The 18987-nt window shown below is 42.7% G+C and carries 11 protein-coding genes, 3 tRNA genes and 2 rRNA genes (1 of these 16 cut by a window edge); 10 read left to right on the top strand and 6 right to left on the bottom strand.

The features are described 5' to 3' along the window. Positions 1-145: 145 nt before the first annotated feature. Positions 146-4132, top strand: coding sequence for a magnesium chelatase subunit H (locus NSTC731_RS31080; protein ID WP_445628313.1), 3987 nt, complete (start codon positions 146-148; stop codon positions 4130-4132). A 322-nt stretch (positions 4133-4454) separates the two neighbouring features. Continuing rightward, positions 4455-5249 carry a GIY-YIG nuclease family protein gene (locus NSTC731_RS31085; protein ID WP_445628314.1) on the top strand — a complete coding sequence of 265 codons (795 nt, stop codon included), beginning with the start codon at positions 4455-4457 and terminating at the stop codon, positions 5247-5249. A gap of 210 nt (positions 5250-5459) precedes the next feature. Here NSTC731_RS31085 and NSTC731_RS31090 read toward each other — a convergent pair whose 3' ends face one another. The 3 genes from NSTC731_RS31090 to murA all read right to left on the bottom strand — a co-directional run bounded on the left by NSTC731_RS31090 (position 5460) and on the right by murA (position 8136). Continuing rightward, on the bottom strand, positions 5460-5903 hold the full coding sequence (locus NSTC731_RS31090) for a type II toxin-antitoxin system VapC family toxin (protein ID WP_445628315.1): 444 nt from the start codon (positions 5901-5903) through the stop codon (positions 5460-5462). Then, a complete protein-coding gene (locus NSTC731_RS31095; RefSeq protein ID WP_179063863.1) occupies positions 5891-6112 on the bottom strand; it encodes a hypothetical protein in 222 nt (73 codons plus the stop codon). The genes NSTC731_RS31090 and NSTC731_RS31095 overlap by 13 nt, the downstream gene beginning before the upstream one ends. 656 nt (positions 6113-6768) lie before the next feature. After that, positions 6769-8136, bottom strand: coding sequence for a UDP-N-acetylglucosamine 1-carboxyvinyltransferase (gene murA / locus NSTC731_RS31100; protein ID WP_445632216.1), 1368 nt, complete (start codon positions 8134-8136; stop codon positions 6769-6771). A gap of 406 nt (positions 8137-8542) precedes the next feature. Between murA and NSTC731_RS31105 the strand changes: the two genes are divergently transcribed. Continuing rightward, positions 8543-8624 (top strand) — tRNA-Leu (locus NSTC731_RS31105). Positions 8625-8703: 79 nt separating this feature from the next. Continuing rightward, positions 8704-9486, top strand: coding sequence for a TrmH family RNA methyltransferase (locus NSTC731_RS31110; RefSeq protein WP_445628316.1), 783 nt, complete (start codon positions 8704-8706; stop codon positions 9484-9486). 20 nt (positions 9487-9506) lie between these two features. On the opposite strand, the gene NSTC731_RS31115 is transcribed toward NSTC731_RS31110, so the two are convergent. Further along, entirely contained in the window at positions 9507-9749 is a 243-nt protein-coding gene (locus NSTC731_RS31115; RefSeq protein ID WP_445628317.1) for a hypothetical protein, read from the bottom strand. Positions 9750-10131: 382 nt separating this feature from the next. Here NSTC731_RS31115 and NSTC731_RS31120 point away from each other — a divergent pair, with 382 nt between their 5' ends. Continuing rightward, positions 10132-11802 (top strand): dipeptide ABC transporter ATP-binding protein, encoded by a 1671-nt coding sequence (locus NSTC731_RS31120; RefSeq protein WP_445628318.1) that lies wholly within the window; start codon positions 10132-10134, stop codon positions 11800-11802. Positions 11803-11962: 160 nt separating this feature from the next. Here NSTC731_RS31120 and NSTC731_RS31125 read toward each other — a convergent pair whose 3' ends face one another. Continuing rightward, a complete protein-coding gene (locus tag NSTC731_RS31125; protein ID WP_445628319.1) occupies positions 11963-12907 on the bottom strand; it encodes a hypothetical protein in 945 nt (314 codons plus the stop codon). Positions 12908-13532: 625 nt separating this feature from the next. Between NSTC731_RS31125 and NSTC731_RS31130 the strand changes: the two genes are divergently transcribed. After that, a complete protein-coding gene (locus NSTC731_RS31130; RefSeq protein ID WP_445628320.1) occupies positions 13533-14036 on the top strand; it encodes a GNAT family N-acetyltransferase in 504 nt (167 codons plus the stop codon). Positions 14037-14630: 594 nt separating this feature from the next. Here NSTC731_RS31130 and nadC read toward each other — a convergent pair. After that, positions 14631-15497 (bottom strand): carboxylating nicotinate-nucleotide diphosphorylase, encoded by an 867-nt coding sequence (gene nadC, locus NSTC731_RS31135; RefSeq protein WP_445628321.1) that lies wholly within the window; start codon positions 15495-15497, stop codon positions 14631-14633. A gap of 311 nt (positions 15498-15808) precedes the next feature. Here nadC and NSTC731_RS31140 point away from each other — a divergent pair. From NSTC731_RS31140 to NSTC731_RS31155, 4 genes are all read left to right on the top strand, one after another. Next, a 16S ribosomal RNA gene (locus NSTC731_RS31140) occupies positions 15809-17297 on the top strand. 130 nt (positions 17298-17427) lie between these two features. After that, positions 17428-17501: transfer RNA gene (locus NSTC731_RS31145), tRNA-Ile, on the top strand. 83 nt (positions 17502-17584) lie between these two features. Continuing rightward, a tRNA-Ala gene (locus NSTC731_RS31150) sits at positions 17585-17657 on the top strand. 255 nt (positions 17658-17912) lie between these two features. Then, positions 17913-18987: ribosomal RNA gene (locus NSTC731_RS31155) — 23S ribosomal RNA — on the top strand (it continues 1822 nt past the right edge of the window). The 16S and 23S rRNA genes sit together here with 2 tRNA genes alongside, the layout of an rRNA operon.

The following is an 18987-nucleotide window of genomic DNA, read 5'->3' on the forward strand; positions in this document are numbered from 1 at the left end:
GTGTCATATAGGGGATAAAATGCCTACTGGGCAAGCGTTTTCTGATAAAAAACAGATATTGCCTAAAAGATTGCAAGTTACCTATGGCTGATGATGCCGCTAGGAACTTCTTTCAGAGAACACGCATCAAAGGAGCCGAAGAAGCATGTTCACACACGTCAAGTCCACCATTAGACACATTGCGCCTGATAACTTACGCGGACGTAGTTTAATCAAGGTGGTCTATGTCGTGCTTGAGTCCCAGTACCAGAGTGCTTTGTCGCAAGCAGTTCGCACGATTAACGCGAACAATCCCAACTTGGCGATTGAAATCAGCGGGTACTTGATTGAGGAACTCCGCGACCCAGAGAATTACGAAGAGTTCAAACGAGAAATCGAGAGTGCGAATATCTTCATCGCTTCCCTCATTTTCATCGAAGACTTAGCACAGAAAGTAGTAGCGGCAGTAGAACCACACCGCGATCGCCTGGATGTTTCCGTTGTCTTTCCCTCGATGCCAGAAGTAATGCGCCTGAGTAAAATGGGTAGCTTTTCCTTGGCACAGTTGGGTCAGTCAAAAAGTGCGATCGCTCAATTCATGCGGAAACGCAAAGAAAAATCCGGTGCGGGATTTCAAGATGGAATGCTGAAGCTTTTGCGAACCCTACCGCAAGTGTTGAAGTTCCTCCCGATGGACAAGGCACAGGATGCCCGAAATTTCATGCTCAGTTTTCAGTATTGGCTAGGTGGTTCTCCAGAAAATCTGGAAAACTTCTTGCTGATGCTAGCTGATAAATATGTATTTAAAGGTTTAGACAAACAAAATTTTGCACCTTCTACATACGAACAGCCGGTGGTTTATCCCGATTTAGGGATTTGGCATCCTTTGGCTCCTGGTATGTTTGAAGATGTCAGAGAATACCTCAATTGGTACACGGCTCGTAAGGATATTTCTAACGATCTCAAAGATCCCCTAGCTCCTTGTATCGGGTTAGTATTGCAACGCACTCACCTAGTTACAGGGGATGATGCCCATTATGTGGCAATGGTGCAGGAGTTGGAAGCACTAGGCGCACGGGTATTACCTGTGTTTGCTGGTGGTTTGGATTTCTCCAAGCCTGTGGATGCATACTTTTATGAACCGACCACTAACACACAGTTGGTAGATGCAGTGATATCGCTGACTGGTTTTGCTTTAGTAGGTGGCCCAGCTAGACAAGATCATCCCAAAGCAATTGAGTCACTCAAACGCTTAAACCGTCCTTATATGGTGGCATTACCCTTAGTATTCCAAACCACAGAAGAGTGGATGGATAGCGATTTAGGGTTACATCCAATTCAAGTAGCTTTGCAAATTGCAATTCCTGAATTGGATGGAGCAATTGAGCCGATTATATTATCCGGTAGAGATGGGGCTACAGGGAAAGCGATCGCTCTCCAAGACCGAGTTGAAGCTGTCGCCGAACGCGCCTTAAAATGGGCAAATCTCCGTCGCAAGCCGAAGTTGCAGAAAAAAGTCGCCATCACCGTTTTCAGCTTCCCACCAGATAAAGGCAATGTGGGAACCGCAGCTTACTTAGATGTATTCGGTTCCATCTACGAGGTGATGAAAGCCCTCAAAAATAACGGCTACGACTTACCCCAATTGCCAGAATCCGCCGAAGCGTTGATGCAAGAAGTCATCCACGACGCCCAAGCACAGTACAGCAGCCCAGAACTGAACGTTGCCTATAAAATGTCGGTTTCTGAGTATGAGGCGCTGACCCCTTACTCTCAACGCTTAGAGGAAAACTGGGGCCCACCTCCCGGACATCTCAACAGCGACGGGCAAAATCTGCTAATTTATGGTAAGCAATTTGGTAACGTCTTCATTGGTGTTCAACCAACATTTGGTTACGAAGGCGACCCAATGCGGCTGTTGTTCTCCCGTTCAGCTAGTCCTCACCACGGTTTTGCTGCCTACTACACTTATTTAGAGCAAGTTTGGAAAGCTGATGCTGTACTGCACTTTGGTACACACGGTTCCTTGGAATTCATGCCAGGTAAACAGATGGGGATGTCTGGCGATTGTTATCCAGATAACTTGATTGGCTCAATTCCCAACTTGTATTACTATGCAGCCAATAATCCGAGTGAAGCGACAATTGCCAAACGTCGGAGTTATGCGGAAACAATTTCTTACTTGACACCGCCGGCAGAAAATGCTGGGTTGTATAAAGGTTTGAAAGAACTCAGCGAATTGATTGCTTCCTACCAAACCTTGAAAGATAGTGGACGCGGCATTCCCATTGTCAACAGCATCATGGATAAATGCCGGATCGTGAATCTGGATAAGGATATTCACCTGCCAGAAACCGATGCCAGAGACATGAGTGCCGACGAGCGGGATAATATTGTTGGCAACGTCTACCGCAAGTTGATGGAAATCGAGTCTCGGTTGTTGCCTTGTGGGTTGCACGTGATTGGGAAACCGCCAAGTGCAGAAGAAGCGATCGCAACTCTCGTCAATATTGCCAGTCTAGATCGTCAAGAAGAAGAACTTCAAGGCTTACCGGCAATTATCGCCAATAGCATCGGGCGTAACATTGATGATATTTACCAAAATAGCGATCGAGGCATTTTAGAAGATGTCCAATTATTGCAAGATATCACTTTGGCAACCCGTGCAGCAGTTACCGCCCTTGTGCAAGAGCAAATCGACGCGGAAGGACGAGTTTCTCTAGTTTCCCGGTTGAATTTCTTCAATATGGGCAAAAAAGAACCTTGGGTAGAAGCATTGCATAAAGCAGGTTATCCCAAAGTTGATGGTGCAGCCCTAAAACCATTATTTGAATATTTGGAATTCTGCCTGCAACAAGTTTGTGCCGACAACGAACTCGGAGCATTACTCAAAGGCTTAGAAGGTGAGTACGTCCTACCCGGCCCTGGTGGCGATCCGATTCGTAACCCGGATGTATTACCCACGGGTAAGAATATCCATGCTTTAGATCCACAATCCATCCCCACAACAGCAGCAGTCCAATCAGCCAAAATTGTCGTAGACAGGCTTTTAGCACGTAATAAAGCCGAAAACGATGGAAAATGGCCAGAAACCATCGCCTGTGTCCTTTGGGGAACCGATAACATCAAAACTTACGGCGAGTCCCTGGCACAAATTATGTGGATGGTGGGCGTGCGTCCGGTTCCCGATGCTTTGGGACGGGTAAACAAGTTGGAATTGATACCTTTAGAAGAGTTAGGACGACCCAGAATTGACGTAGTAATCAACTGTTCTGGTGTATTCCGCGACTTGTTCATCAACCAAATGAACCTGCTAGACCAAGGCGTGAAAATGGCAGCTGAAGCAGATGAACCCTTAGAAATGAACTTTGTTCGCAAACACGCTTTGCAGCAAGCCCAAGATATGGGGATTAATCTGCGTCAAGCAGCGACTCGCGTTTTCTCCAACGCTTCTGGTTCCTACTCGTCAAATATAAACTTGGCGGTAGAAAACAGCACTTGGGATAGCGAAGCCGAGTTGCAGGAAATGTATCTCAACCGGAAATCCTTCTCCTTCAATTCCGATAACCCCGGAATCATGGACGAATCTCGGCAGATTTTTGAAAGCACATTGAAAACTGCTGATGCAACTTTTCAAAATCTCGATTCTTCTGAGATTAGCTTAACGGATGTTTCTCATTACTTTGATTCAGATCCTACAAAGCTGGTGGCAAATCTGCGGGGTGATGGTAAAAAACCAGCATCTTATATTGCAGATACAACCACAGCTAATGCTCAAGTGCGGACATTAACAGAAACCGTGCGCTTAGATGCGCGTACCAAATTGTTAAATCCCAAATGGTACGAAGGGATGCTGAATCACGGTTACGAAGGCGTGCGCGAACTCTCCAAGCGATTAGTAAATACAATGGGTTGGAGTGCAACAGCCGGCGCTGTGGATAACTGGATTTATGAGGATACTAACGAAACCTTCATCAAAGATGAAGAAATGCAGAAACGCTTAATGAATCTGAATCCTCATTCTTTCCGCAAGGTTGTATCAACTTTGTTGGAAGTGAATGGACGCGGTTATTGGGAGACTAGCGAGGAGAATTTAGATCGCCTGCGCGAGTTGTACCAAGAAGTTGAAGACCGAATTGAAGGGATAGACTAGGTTTAATACATAACCAATGAGACAGAAGGTACGGTATTACCGTACCTTCTGCATTTATTTGAGTTTTCACCAGATGTATAAAAAAATGGTTAGCGCCAGCTAATCAAAAACTGTTCTGTTAACCTATTTTTTACGATGCCGCTTATTATGAAAAAGTACATAGCATCGAATCTAGTAGCAGTAAATATAAGTTTTTTATATGGTGCGGTTATCAGCTTATTTGGTGTAGTTTGAAAGCCAAATATTGCTCTAGTAATTGATAAAATAGAACAAATGAACTATATTAAGAATAATAATTTTGCAAGGCTTTGTGAGGTTTTGAGTGAGTCCTGGCTACATATACACCCTACAAAACAGGTCATTCGGTAGTAACATCATTAAGATTGGCATGACAACGCGAGAACCAGAGGTTCGCGCAAAGGAGATTTATCCTGGTGCGTCAGGAGTACCTGAACCATTTGAGATTGCTTTCGCTTGTAAGGTTGCTGATTGTGAAGTAGCAGAGAAGAAAATCCATCGAAGATTCAATGCATATAGAAGTAACAAGGCTAGAGAATTCTTCATTATTCCTGTTGAGATTGCAAAAAAAGTTATTATTAGTGTCTGCCAAGAAGTTAATAAACTGTTTAGTTACTACACTGATGAGCTAATTGTTATTGAAAATCAAATGACTTATAGTCTGGATGACTGTGCTGATGATCCACCCGAAGTTGTTATGCTTAGTGTAACTAGTCTAGTTCCTTCTCCTACAGGAACAAGTTTGCTGAGTGATGATCAGAAAGCAAGGGTGGAGATTATTGCAGAAATATTTGCAAATATTTTTCGAGATACTTCAGACGCTTGGATTATGGACTTTTCACGCGATCATAATCCAGAGACAGAGATTTATATTTGGGAACACATTGCTACAGCATTTTTAAAAATAGAGCAAGTTAAATTCCTTAGTGAAGAGCAGAAGAAAGAAGCGTTTGCTCTTTTGCTAATGCGGTCTATGACATCAGCTAATAAAGTTCTTGAACAGTTTAAACTAAAAACGTTTTCTAGAAAAACAGCAAAGGAAATTTTACGTGAATACAAAGTTAATCCACGACCACTTGTAGTTCGGCAACTAGCTTGACATTTAATCTTAATACTAAAATTCATCAATCTTAGACAATAGCGATCGCTTAGTTTTTGAGATTTTCTGTAAGGCGATCGCTTATTCTTTGCCAACAGGCGATGTCTAACTACAAGCTGCTACGCGTCTACGCTTTATTTTTGAGGTTTTTTGCAAAGCGATCGCCTAAAATGGCATCATACAATCAGCGATCGCAACAGACAAAAAGACTCAAACTATCAGTTGATCCAACACTAACACTGTTAACGCTGGTAAAGACGGCAACCGCGCATCATTTGTCAAGAAAAATGATGCACCTCCACGAATAGCAGTAGCCATCTGAATAGCATCTGGGGTTCTTAAGTTATAATTTGCCCTTAATTGTGCCGCATTTTCAGCAATGTCAGGCAAAACTTCGATAGTAGTCAAACCTTGGGAATTAAATAGAATTTCACGATATTGTTGAGCTAATGCTGTGTTTCCTTGTCGCAAGGGATAGACTAACACTTCCGTGATAGTCAAAACTGATGTTACAACGCTAAAATCACCACGAAACATCGCTTCAAAAAAAGCATCTGTAACATCCAAATAATTAGGATTTTCTTCAATAAAGTAAATTAGTGGAGCAGTATCCAAACCTACAATTTGCCCCTGTAGCTGGACTAGCCATTCCATGAATCACGTTCCTGATTAATGTATTCTTGAGCATCAATTCCATTCCAGATTTCTTTACCTAATCCACGTAATTCGAGGATGCTATGCTTTTGCTTAGGTATCATCGTCACCTGTTGACGAATTAAGCTTGATAATTCTTCAATTAAGCGTATTTGCTCTTCAGGAGTTAAGCTTTGAGCTTGCAATAGTACTTCTTGATAATTAGACATAAAATATACATTGCCAATTCTCTTGACTTTAATTCAAATATACACAGAGAGACAGACTGCGTTTCTTTATTTTATAAATAAACGTAGACAGGCTTGATATCTGCTTGTTTATCAGAATAATCATTGCGATCGCACTCACTCTTGGACAACAGGCGATGTCTAACGACAAGCCACTACGCGTCTACGCTTTATTTTTGAGATTGATTTTCTGTAAGGCGACGCCAAATAGCCCGTCGTAGACATCGCTCCTCATCAACTATAGAAGCACAGAAATAAAAGTAATTAATAAAACAGCATGAGTATTATACTTAAAGATATAAGTATAATTTGTGAGAACTTTAAAAATAAAAAGACCAGCCTCCCACAGCTGGTCTAAAAAATGTTTTTGCGTTGTCTTCTCAAGAGAGTTAAAACCCAATTGCGCATTCCCAAAATGCAACGGGCAACTTTTCTTAACAATATTGTAACAGCCAACACAGATTTTTCCAGAATATTCATCAAAAAAAGATATGGGCAAAGTTTAAAAGCCTCTATCTATCAGGAGAATTTAGCAGATTGTAAGGTATAGATGGGAGAGATGAAGGGAGATAAGGGAGAAAATTTTACCTTGTCTCCCTTGTTCCTCCGATCCCAGCATCAGTCTTAACCGATCGATTTCAACTTGACAGACTACTGATGCTGGGAGCGATTTCTGCATCTGTTGAGGTTTCGCCCACACGAAGGATTTTAGCCCCCAATTGCTGCAATTTCATATCAAGTCGATCGTAGCCGCGATCAAGGTGTTGTAAACCCTGAATTGTGGTTTGTCCTTCTGCCGCTAGTCCGGCGATGACTAACGCTGCCGATGCTCGTAAGTCTGTACCTAATACTGGTGCGCCAGATAATTTTGGTACTCCCCGAACGAAAGCAGCATTGCCTTTGACACGAATATCTGCCCCCAAACGATTCAACTCTGAGGCATGACGCAAGCGATTTTCAAAGACGGATTCGTTAATTACACTGTCGCCTTCTGCCACTGCTAGCAAAGCCATGAATGGTGCTTGCATATCTGTGGGGAAACCTGGATGGTATTGAGTTTCAATATCCGTTGCTTTAAGGGTTTCCGCTGGCAGAATGTGTAATTGGTTAGGCTTTTCATCAATTATTGTCACTCCAATATCCCGCAACTTGGCAATTACTGGGATGAGATGTTCTGGAGCCACTGGCGAGAGAATAAGTTCTGAGCGGGTAATTGCTGCTGCTAGCAAAAACGTCCCAGCCTCAATGCGATCGGGAATAATGCTGTAGTCAACAGAATGCAACTTGGGGACTCCTTCGATAACAATTCTGCTAGTCCCCGCGCCCTTAATCTTCGCTCCCATTGCGTTACAGAAGTTAGCTAGATCGACTACTTCCGGTTCTCTGGCAGCATTTTCGATGATTGTTTCACCCTCTGCTAGGGTAGCCGCCATCATCAAGTTTTCCGTTGCTCCAACGCTGGCAATGTCTAAGTAAATGTTTGCACCTTTTAATCTCCGGCTGCTGCCAGGAACATAAGCATTACAAATGCCATGCTCAATTTGTACTTCTGCTCCCATTGCTTGCAGTCCTCGAACGTGCAAGTCAACTGGTCTTGCCCCGATCGCACAACCGCCTGGTAAAGGCATCTGTGCTACTCCCAGTCTTGCCAAAATGGCTCCAATGGCGAAAAAACTCGCTCTCAACTGGGTAACTAATTCATAGGGAGCTTTTGATGTTTTAATCTCGCTAGCGTTGATGTCTAAAATGTCACCTTGTCGCGTTAATTGCACACCCAAAGCTGATAACACCTGACCCATCCGCTCTACGTCCGCTAACAAAGGGACATTACGGATACGACAATCGCCCGGACACAGCAAGGCTCCAGCCATGATTACCAGTGCTGAATTTTTTGCCCCGCTAATTTTCACATGACCCCGCAAAGGATGCCCACCCCAAATTTGCAAGACTGAGGAGTCTGCTTCTGGAGCAATTTTGGCATCTGGTAAAATGGTAGAAGGATTAATAAGCCTACCTCCAAAAGTAATACGTATTTTATATGTTTGAAGTTGGTTTTGATTCTACAGTAAAGATTCAAAATGTCCACATTTTAAAGCACTGTTTGGTATAAAAAAATTGTTTTTTGGGTAAAAATTAAGGCTGAAAAGAAGTACTAGCAGGCTTTTTGAGCTTTTCAAAAAATTAAAAAAAAGAATGAATGAGCAGTAGTTTTAAGCAAAATTAAATACTCAGTAAAATAACTTAAGTATTCTCTAAAAATCAATGCTGTACTGCCTGGTTAATATTTTGATTCGACCTTGTACCTAAAAAACTCGTTTCCAGTTAGAAACTTTTAAGTAGGCATTATGCTTTTACTTGACAAAGGTAAAACATAACGCAATAATAAGAAATTGTCGATAAGCACAAATGCCAGCGGAACTGGCGGAATTGGCAGACGCGCTAGATTCAGGTTCTAGTGCCGCAAGGCTTCCGGGTTCAAGTCCCGGGTTCCGCATAACCAGTGCTGAGTGCCGAGTAGTGAGTGCTGAGAAGGAAAAACTCAGCACTCACTACTCAGCACTAACAACTAAAAAATGTTGACCAGTTTACAGAATTCTCTAGTCAAACAAATTCGCAAGCTGCACTCCACCAAGGAGCGGCATAAGCAACAGTTATTTTTACTAGAAGGGACGCACTTATTAGAAGAAGCTTGTGCGGTTAATTACCCACTAGAAACAGTATGTTGTACCCCAGATTGGCAAGTCGCCCATCCCTCGCTGTGGGAAGAAGCTTGTAGCCGATGCGATCGCGCCGAAATTGTCAGTCAAGAAGTCTTGGATGCGATCGCGACCACAGTCCAACCGGATGGTGTGGTGGCAACGGCAAAACGAAGCCAACGCCAAACTCAACTACCATTTACTGGTTTAGTGCTAGCTTTAGAGACGATACAAGATCCCGGCAACCTGGGTACGATGATTCGCACCGCCGCCGCCGCCGGAGCATCAGGGTTGTGGATCAGTGGAGATAGTGTAGATTTAGATAGTCCTAAAGTTCTCCGTGCTTCCGCAGGGCAATGGTTTCGCCTCGCAACAGCCGTAACCGAAGATTTAAAAGCGACAGTCCAACAAAGTCAGCAGGCAGGAATGCAGATAGTGGCAACCTTACCCGATGCGACTTTAACTTATTGGGAAGTGGACTGGCGAAAACCCAGTATGATTTTACTGGGAAATGAAGGTGCTGGATTGTCAGCAGAGTTAGCAGCGATCGCAGACCACCAAGTAAGAATTCCTTTGAGTCCTGGAGTGGAATCCTTGAATGTGGCGATCGCAGCCGCTTTAATGTTGTACGAAGCTCAACGGCAATTTATTTGTCAGTAATGAATTTTAATTTTTTATCCCTATTTGGTTTTTGTTATTTCTTCGAGATATTGTTCAATATCAGCAACTGCGTCCTCAAGAGCCGCTAAATCAATATCTGTCAAGTCTGGATCGAGTTCGACTTCAGTAAAATTACTAGTATGCAGTTGGGGGATATCTTCTTCCTCAGTCGAAATTTCTTGTAAGATATCCTCCAACTGTTCGAGGGATTGTTGAAACACTCGATCGGCAGCGCGCCGCTGTTCTGGCTGATTTTGATCCATAATATTAACTTAAAAATCCTGATTTACTAACTTAATTTTGATTCTAGTTCTGAGAGATTTAAATTTTGCACTAATAAGATCGTAGTTGTGTGCTGTATCAACTTTAGCAGTGGTTATGAAGAATATCGATAGCTGTCTGCAATTAAGAGGAGTCAGGAGTCAGAATTCAGAATTGCTTATTACTCTACCTATAAAGGGATAGAGTAATAAGCAAGGAAAAAGATTCAGCTGCGCTATCACCCAGTCGTACAGAATTTATTCTGTTAGCGATAGCGAGGCGTTTAGCCCATTCTGACTCCTGAGTTCTGGATTCTTCTTCATTTGATAGACTATCCTAAATTTGAAATTATAAAAACTGGTAGCTCAGGGCTGATAACTAACTATGAGTGAAGCCTTATTCTGTATCGAAAATCTGCAAGTTGCCTATCCTGGGCGAAGTGGAGAAAAAACAAGCTGGGCGGTTGATGATGTATCTTTCACCTTGAAACCAGGTGAAAGAATGGGATTGGTGGGAGAGTCAGGTTGTGGTAAATCAACTATCGGACGGGCAGTAATGCGTTTACTACCATCCTCTAGTCGCATTCAGGGACGGGTGACATTTCAAGGACAGTCCGTGTTTGACTTGACACCTAATCAGTTACGGAAATTTCGGGGAGAGGCGATCGCCTTAATTTTTCAAGATCCCATGACACGCCTCGATCCTTTGATGACCATTGGTAAACATTGTATCGAAACCCTCCAAGCGCACTCACCAGAATTATCAACGCGGGAAGCTAAAGAAAAAGCACTTGCTACCTTGGCAAAAGTGAATATTCCCCCTAGTCGCTGGAATCAGTATCCTCATGAGTTTAGCGGTGGAATGCGACAACGGGTAGCGATCGCTTTAGCTTTACTCCTCAACCCCAAGTTTATTGTTGCTGACGAACCCACCACCAGTTTAGATGTCACCGTTTCCGCGCAGATATTGCAAGAATTAACTCGCCTGTGCAGTGAAGAAAACATGGGATTGTTGCTGATTTCTCACGATTTAGCAATGGTGGCTGAGTATTGCGATCGCATTGGCGTGATGTATAACGGCAAGATGGTCGAAATGGGTTCTACAGAAACCGTATTTAAGCAACCTCAACATGAATACACGCGATCGCTTTTAAAAGCAGCATTACATATTCAAGCAGTAACTGATAGTGGAGAATTGATAATTGCCAATGACGAAGAAAAGCAATTACCAATTATTAATCAGCAATCTCCAATTTTGAGTGTTACAGAACTCAAGCAACACTACACTATAGAACCTAACTTTATCGAACGACTGCTTAACACACAAACGCAGACAATTAAAGCAGTAGATGGAATCAACCTGGATCTTTATTCAGGAGAAATTCTCGGCTTAGTCGGGGAATCAGGTTGTGGTAAAAGCACACTATCACGAACTATATTGCAACTAATTCGTCCCACTAGTGGTAAAGTTGAGTTTTTAGGACAGGATTTAACTAAACTATCGCGTCAAGAAATTCGTTCCTCACGGCGACAAATACAAATGGTCTTTCAAGACCCTCATGCTTGTCTCAATCCAGCGATGACAGTGGGACAAAGTATTGCAGATCCTTTATTTATCCACAATTTAGCCAATCCTGCCAAAGCAAAAGAACAGGTTTTGTGGATGCTAAATAAAGTTGGCTTAACACCGCCAGAAGTGTATTATGAGCGTTATCCGTCGGATTTGTCTGGTGGACAACAGCAAAGAGTAGCGATCGCTCGTGCTTTGATTACTCACCCGAAACTTTTAATCTGCGATGAACCAGTGAGTATGTTAGATGCTAGCGTTCAGTCGCAGGTGCTAGATTTGATGTTGCAATTAAAAGAAGAGTTTGAGTTAACTTATCTATTTATCACTCACGATCTTTGGTTAGCTAGATTTTTGTGCGATCGGATTGCCGTAATGAATGGTGGTAAAATTGTCGAACTTGGTCTGACAAAAAATATTTTTGCCAATCCTCAGCATCCTTATACCAAAACTTTACTAGCTGCTGCTCCCTTACTAGCACGCGCTTAACTAAAAGACTTCCAGTAAAAAAAACACTCCATCGTAGTAAGGGCGTAAACTTTTACGCCCTTACAAATCTACAAATAATTTGGAATAATTTATTTTTGCAAGTCCCTAAATAAAATCAGAAGTAAGAAGTTTTAAACTCCTAATTGTTCACTCCTAACTCCTAACTATCTTCCCTTACTTCAACTAATCTAGTTGGTTCTCCACTCGAACTATAAAGTTCAACGAATCTTTTAAATAGCAATGCAGTCTCGTGATTTGAAGTTTTACTTAAGTTGAATAAACGCCCTATATTTTTTTCAGCTAAAGCTCTTAAATACGGCAAATCTTCAAATAGGGTCAAGCAAGAAGCAAAATGCAATATTATTTGTAATAATGGCTTTGGCCAGTCTAAGTCACTATAAATATCTATAAAAAATTGATGTTCTGAGTCATTTAACGGGAAAGCATGAAATATAACAATTATTCTTTTGTTATTGTAAACGGGGATACTTAGTTCAACAGTGTAAGGGGTGTGTAATATTAAATCCACCTCCACAATAGGTTGTCGCCAAATTCTCAAAGGATTAGCTGGTGAGTCTAATATTGTTTGAAATTTAATTATCCCACCAGTGTTTGTGGGCTGAAAGTGGCTAATTTGAAAAATTTTTAGGTTGTTAAGGCTAAACTTATGAACTGTTTCCAAATGCTTTAAGCTCAATAGATGATATATTTGGCAAATATAAGGAAACGGTAAAATATACTCCTGGCTTATCATGTGGAGTTTTTTTATTTGAAGCTTATTAGCTTGAGTGCGATCCAGATATTCTTGATACTGGCTTGGGTCTAAATCATTACTATTGAAGCTTTCTTCTGGCTTTAAATATAACCAGCTTACAAAAAAGAAAGAGGCTGTAAATAGCTGAAATATTTCTATAGGAGATAAATAACCATCGGCAAATGCGGCCATACTTCTATCAGTTATCCCAAAAAGCCAAGATGGAATCCCAAAAACCCAAATGCTACTTTTTATTTGATCTATAAAAAGTGCTATATCAACAACTTTTGAAACATTAGTATTTTGATTGATACTAAATTTATTATGAATATTCAAACAATTAATAGACATAGTAATTTTTTGTTTAAAATTAATTAAGTTATATTAATTCTAAAGATTAATATATGAGAGCAACCTCTATCTTTAGCTATATATATAAATTGTATTTATGACAGCAAATTGAAACCCAGCTTTTATTAGGATAACGACATGCAATTTGTTGTTAGGTAAAATCATCAAACATCTATGTATTCACTCAGATAGAATTATTTGTAATCTATGCTGCTAAAGGAATTGAGGTGTTACTTTCTTATAGAAAGCGTGGAGGAAAAAGCGGTATATAAATATTCAGATAAAAATTTTATTTGTTCTGTTATGATAAAGTTATCTATTTCTCTAGGATGAATACTGAATCATGCTTTAGAAAGAAAAGATTATAATTTAAAAAAGTTTATTTGTTAAATAAAATACATTAAGTAGGGTGTTGTAATTTGGCTCTAGCCATAACAGCTGTGGTGACTTTTATTAGTAGCGCATTCCATACTTGGTACTAGGGTTAGCCATTATCTTATCTAAGGTAGACTATCCCTATCTGACAAAGTATCTGTGACAATTACGATAGAAACCGTAGAATTGCTACTATTAACACTGTATTATTCTTAAATATTTTCTGAACATTTTTTCTGAGACGGTAGCAATGACTATTCGCCATGCGACTGAAACTGACTTGCCTGCAATTGTGGCAATTTACAACACTGCAATTCCTAGCCGCATGGCAACCGCTGACCTAGAACAAGTATCTGTGGAAAGTCGCCTTGCTTGGTTTAAAGGGCGATCGCCTTCACAACGCCCACTTTGGGTAATCGAAGTAGAAGGAGTAATTGCTGGATGGCTTAGTTTCCAATCCTTTTATGGGCGACCTGCTTATAGTAAGACTGCCGAAATTAGTATTTATATCGCCCCTAGCTTTCATCGGTGTGGTTTGGGACGACAACTCTTAGCACAAGCAATTAGTGAAAGTCCTAGTTTGGGTATAAAGAGCCTAGTATGCTTCATTTTTGCCCACAATCAGCCCAGTTTAAAACTTTTTGAAACATTTGGTTTTCAACGTTGGGGACATTTGCCTAAAATTGCCGAACTTGACAACGTTGAACGAGACTTAGTAATCATGGGACTGCAAATTAGTAAACCTGTTATTTAAAGCGATCGCTATTTTCTGAGACTTGTAAATTAAATTCGGTAACAAATGATCTGAATTCATTGCCCGTAACCATTGCGATGATTCTCAGGTAATTCTTAGATAATTAGTAAGCGATCGCTTTTTTCTCATTTTTTCTAATTTCACATTGTAGTCTAACCAAAATCTACTATTTTCAACTATGTTTACAAACTTGTTGATTGAACTCGCTATCACATTACAAGGAAGATATTGTGTTAGGCTTTGAGCCTCCAAAAATGCCAGGACTTACGCAACTAACACAGTGCGATCGCTAGCCAGTAGTACAGAAGTATTTAATTACCCAGAATGTGTTTGATTGGCTTTACTCGAATTAGTAATAATAATCAATGATGTATTTTGTTCTTAAAATTTTTCTGGGAAAACTATTTACAAGCTCAAGCACAATTTGCTTTTTAATTATTTAATTGAGCAACTAAAACGTCCAGATATTGCTATGTCTTCTGTGTAGTTTTTGGGTGCTTGGTGTGCTTGGCACACCATTGCTTATGCCAGTTACGTAAGTCTTGAATGCGACATTACAATAACTTTGCAGTAGGATGATTTGCCTCTTTCTATTTAAAGTACAATCCTCATACTTAAATCTAACCACTTCGATTGAGTAATCGGCGCGCTGCTAGAAATATAGTCAACACCAGTTTCCGCCACAGCGCGAATCGTTTCCAAAGTCACATTCCCCGAAGCTTCAATTTTTACCTGGCTCTCCTGTTGGTGAATCAACTCTACCGCCTGACGCATTATATCCAAAGGCATATTGTCTAGCATAATAATGTCAGCCTTGTGCTGCAAAGCTTCTTTCACTTGCTCTAAACTTTCAGTCTCTACCTCTATAGTCAAGGGATAAGGAATTTGAGAACGAATACGGGTAATAGCTTTTCCAATTCCGCCAGCCGCCGCAATGTGATTATCCTTAATCATCACCGCATCATCCAACCCCATGCGGTGATTAATCGCCCCACCCAAAGCAGTCGCGTACTTTTCTAACAGTCTTAGCCCTGGCGTAGTTTTGCGCGTATCCACCAACTGAGCAGGTAAATCAGCAATTTTCTCTACATATATATTAGTCAGCGTCGCAATTCCACTTAACCGCATAGCCAAATTGAGTGCGACTCGTTCCCCCATCAGCAGCGCATCCAGTGAACCATGAATTTCAGCTACCACCTGTCCCGGCTCACACCATGTACCTTCAGCCGCAACCGCCACAAAGCTAACTTTTTCATTCAAAATCTGAAACACCCTAGCTGCAACTGGTAAGCCAGCAATTATCCCTGAAGCTTTAGCCATCCATTTAGCAGAGCCTAGCGTCACATCTTCTACTAATAGAGTATTTGTAGTGCGATCGCCCCTACCAATATCCTCCAATAACCAACTACGCAACAGAGGATCTAAAACTAGCCAGGGCGGCAAAACACTAGACTTGCTCACAAATTTATTGGTTCCTAAAAGACTTCCAGCAATACTATAGCCTAAACCCCTTGTCTTGCATGGCTTTGATAGTGATGCCGAAATATTCCAAAAATATTTTGGAAAAAGTAGTTGACACGAGGAATTAGGTTCGCTATATTGAATAAGTGCTTGAAGCGGAGCGAGAAAGAGCAACGCTTAAAGGACACCGAACCTTGAAAATATTATAGTTTGAAAGCGATTATACAGCAAGTGTATTGCGTCAAGCAAATAAAAATAACTAAGCTGAAGTTAAAAAAGAGCAGCTATTGAGCTAAAGAGCTTTCCAATTCAAAACGGAGAGTTTGATCCTGGCTCAGGATGAACGCTGGCGGTATGCTTAACACATGCAAGTCGAACGGTGTCTTCGGACACAGTGGCGGACGGGTGAGTAACGCGTGAGAATCTGGCTCTAGGTCTGGGACAACCACTGGAAACGGTGGCTAATACCGGATGTGCCCTTGGGTGAAAGGCTTGCTGCCTAGAGATGAGCTCGCGTCTGATTAGCTAGTTGGAAGTGTAATGGACTCCCAAGGCGACGATCAGTAGCTGGTCTGAGAGGACGATCAGCCACACTGGGACTGAGACACGGCCCAGACTCCTACGGGAGGCAGCAGTGGGGAATTTTCCGCAATGGGCGAAAGCCTGACGGAGCAATACCGCGTGAGGGAGGAAGGCTCTTGGGTCGTAAACCTCTTTTCTTAGGGAAGAACACAATGACGGTACCTGAGGAATAAGCATCGGCTAACTCCGTGCCAGCAGCCGCGGTAATACGGAGGATGCAAGCGTTATCCGGAATGATTGGGCGTAAAGCGTCCGCAGGTGGCAATGAAAGTCTGCTGTTAAAGAGTCTAGCTCAACTAGATAGAAGCAGTGGAAACTACATAGCTAGAGTACGTTCGGGGCAGAGGGAATTCCTGGTGTAGCGGTGAAATGCGTAGAGATCAGGAAGAACACCAGTGGCGAAGGCGCTCTGCTAGGCCGTAACTGACACTGAGGGACGAAAGCTAGGGGAGCGAATGGGATTAGATACCCCAGTAGTCCTAGCCGTAAACGATGGATACTAGGCGTGGCTTGTATCGACCCGAGCCGTGCCGTAGCTAACGCGTTAAGTATCCCGCCTGGGGAGTACGCCGGCAACGGTGAAACTCAAAGGAATTGACGGGGGCCCGCACAAGCGGTGGAGTATGTGGTTTAATTCGATGCAACGCGAAGAACCTTACCAAGGCTTGACATGTCGCGAATCTTGATGAAAGTTGAGAGTGCCTTCGGGAGCGCGAACACAGGTGGTGCATGGCTGTCGTCAGCTCGTGTCGTGAGATGTTGGGTTAAGTCCCGCAACGAGCGCAACCCTCGTTTTTAGTTGCCAGCATTAAGTTGGGCACTCTAGAGAGACTGCCGGTGACAAACCGGAGGAAGGTGGGGATGACGTCAAGTCAGCATGCCCCTTACGCCTTGGGCTACACACGTACTACAATGCTTTGGACAGAGGGCAGCAAGCGAGCGATCGCAAGCAAATCCCGCAAACCAAAGCTCAGTTCAGATCGCAGGCTGCAACTCGCCTGCGTGAAGGAGGAATCGCTAGTAATTGCAGGTCAGCATACTGCAGTGAATTCGTTCCCGGGCCTTGTACACACCGCCCGTCACACCATGGAAGCTGGTAGTGCCCGAAGTCATTACTCCAACCATTCGTGGAGGAGGATGCCTAAGGCAGGACTGGTGACTGGGGTGAAGTCGTAACAAGGTAGCCGTACCGGAAGGTGTGGCTGGATCACCTCCTTTAAAGGAGACCTACACCCCTTAGAGATCGAAAAGCAAACAGCTATATAGATACTAAGTTGGTCATTCCTTAGGTCAGTCGCAGACATTTGCAAATGTAGAAAGCTTTCAAACTATGATGAAGGTTCGATATGGGCTATTAGCTCAGGTGGTTAGAGCGCACCCCTGATAAGGGTGAGGTCCCTGGTTCGAGTCCAGGATGGCCCACCTGAATCAATTAAAAATGTAAAATGCAAAATTAAAAATTTATTTCACTTTTAATTTTTAATTATCAATTTTTAATTGTATCTGGGGGTTTAGCTCAGTTGGTAGAGCGCCTGCTTTGCAAGCAGGATGTCAGCGGTTCGAGTCCGCTAACCTCCACCTGATGGCGATTGCCAGAACACAAAAGTGAGTGAGAAATCAGCAACATGACATTTGTCAGACTGCTGAGTAAATTCTCAGCCAGAACCATGAAAACTGCATAGGAACGCAAATTAGCAGGCAGACACAGACATTATCGAGTGCTGAGTGCTTCGGCTTAGAGTGCTGAGTAAAATCAGTGTGAAGTGACGAAGTAAGCAGAACTAACTATAAGTGATTGTGAATGCAATAGTTAAAAGACCAAAAAATTTGAGTGGTCAAGCGAATAAGGGCTAACGGTGGATACCTAGGCACACAGAGGCGACGAAGGACGTGGTTACCGACGATATGCTCCGGGGAGTTGGAAGCAAACATTGAGCCGGAGATTTCCGAATGGGGCAACCCTAGATACTAGCTGCTGAATATATAGGCAGTCAAGAGCCAACCCAGCGAATTGAAACATCTTACTAGCTGGAGGAAGAGAAATCAAAACAGAGATTCCCTAAGTAGTGGTGAGCGAAAGGGGAAAAGCCTAAACCAGAGGGTTTACCTTTTGGGGTAGTGGGACAGCGATATCGAATCTGGAGGCTAGACGAAGCAGCTAAATACTGCACCAAAGAAGGTGAAAGTCCTGTAGTCGAAAGTTAAAGGATAGTAGCTCAATCCCGAGTAGCATGGGGCACGAGGAATCCCATGTGAATCAGCGAGGACCACCTCGTAAGGCTAAATACTACTGTGTGACCGATAGTGAACCAGTACCGCGAGGGAAAGGTGAAAAGAACCCCGGAAGGGGAGTGAAATAGAACATGAAACCGTTAGCTTACAAGCAGTGGGAGGACTATTAAAAGTCTGACCGCGTGCCTGTTGAAGAATGAGCCGGCGACTTATAGGCACTGGTAGGTTAAAGCGAGAATGCTGGAGCCAAAGGGAAACCGAGTCTGAAAAGGGCGAAATGATCAGTGTTTATAGACCCGAACCCTGGTGATCTAACCATGGCCAGGATGAAGCTTGGGTAACACCAAGTGGAGGTCCGCACCGACTGATGTTGAAAAATCAGCGGATGAGTTGTGGTTAGGGGTGAAATGCCAATCGAACCAGGAGCTAGCTGGTTCTCCCCGAAATGTGTTTAGGCGCAGCGGTAATGATTATATCTGGGGGGTAAAGCACTGTTTCGGTGCGGGCTGGGAGACCGGTACCAAATCGAGACAAACTCAGAATACCCAGAGGAGACATTGCCAGTGAGACAGTGGGGGATAAGCTTCATTGTCAAGAGGGAAACAGCCCAGACCACCAGCTAAGGTCCCGAAATCATCGCTAAGTGATAAAGGAGGTGAGAGTGCACAGACAACTA

Source organism: Nostoc sp. DSM 114167 (genome assembly GCF_052692655.1).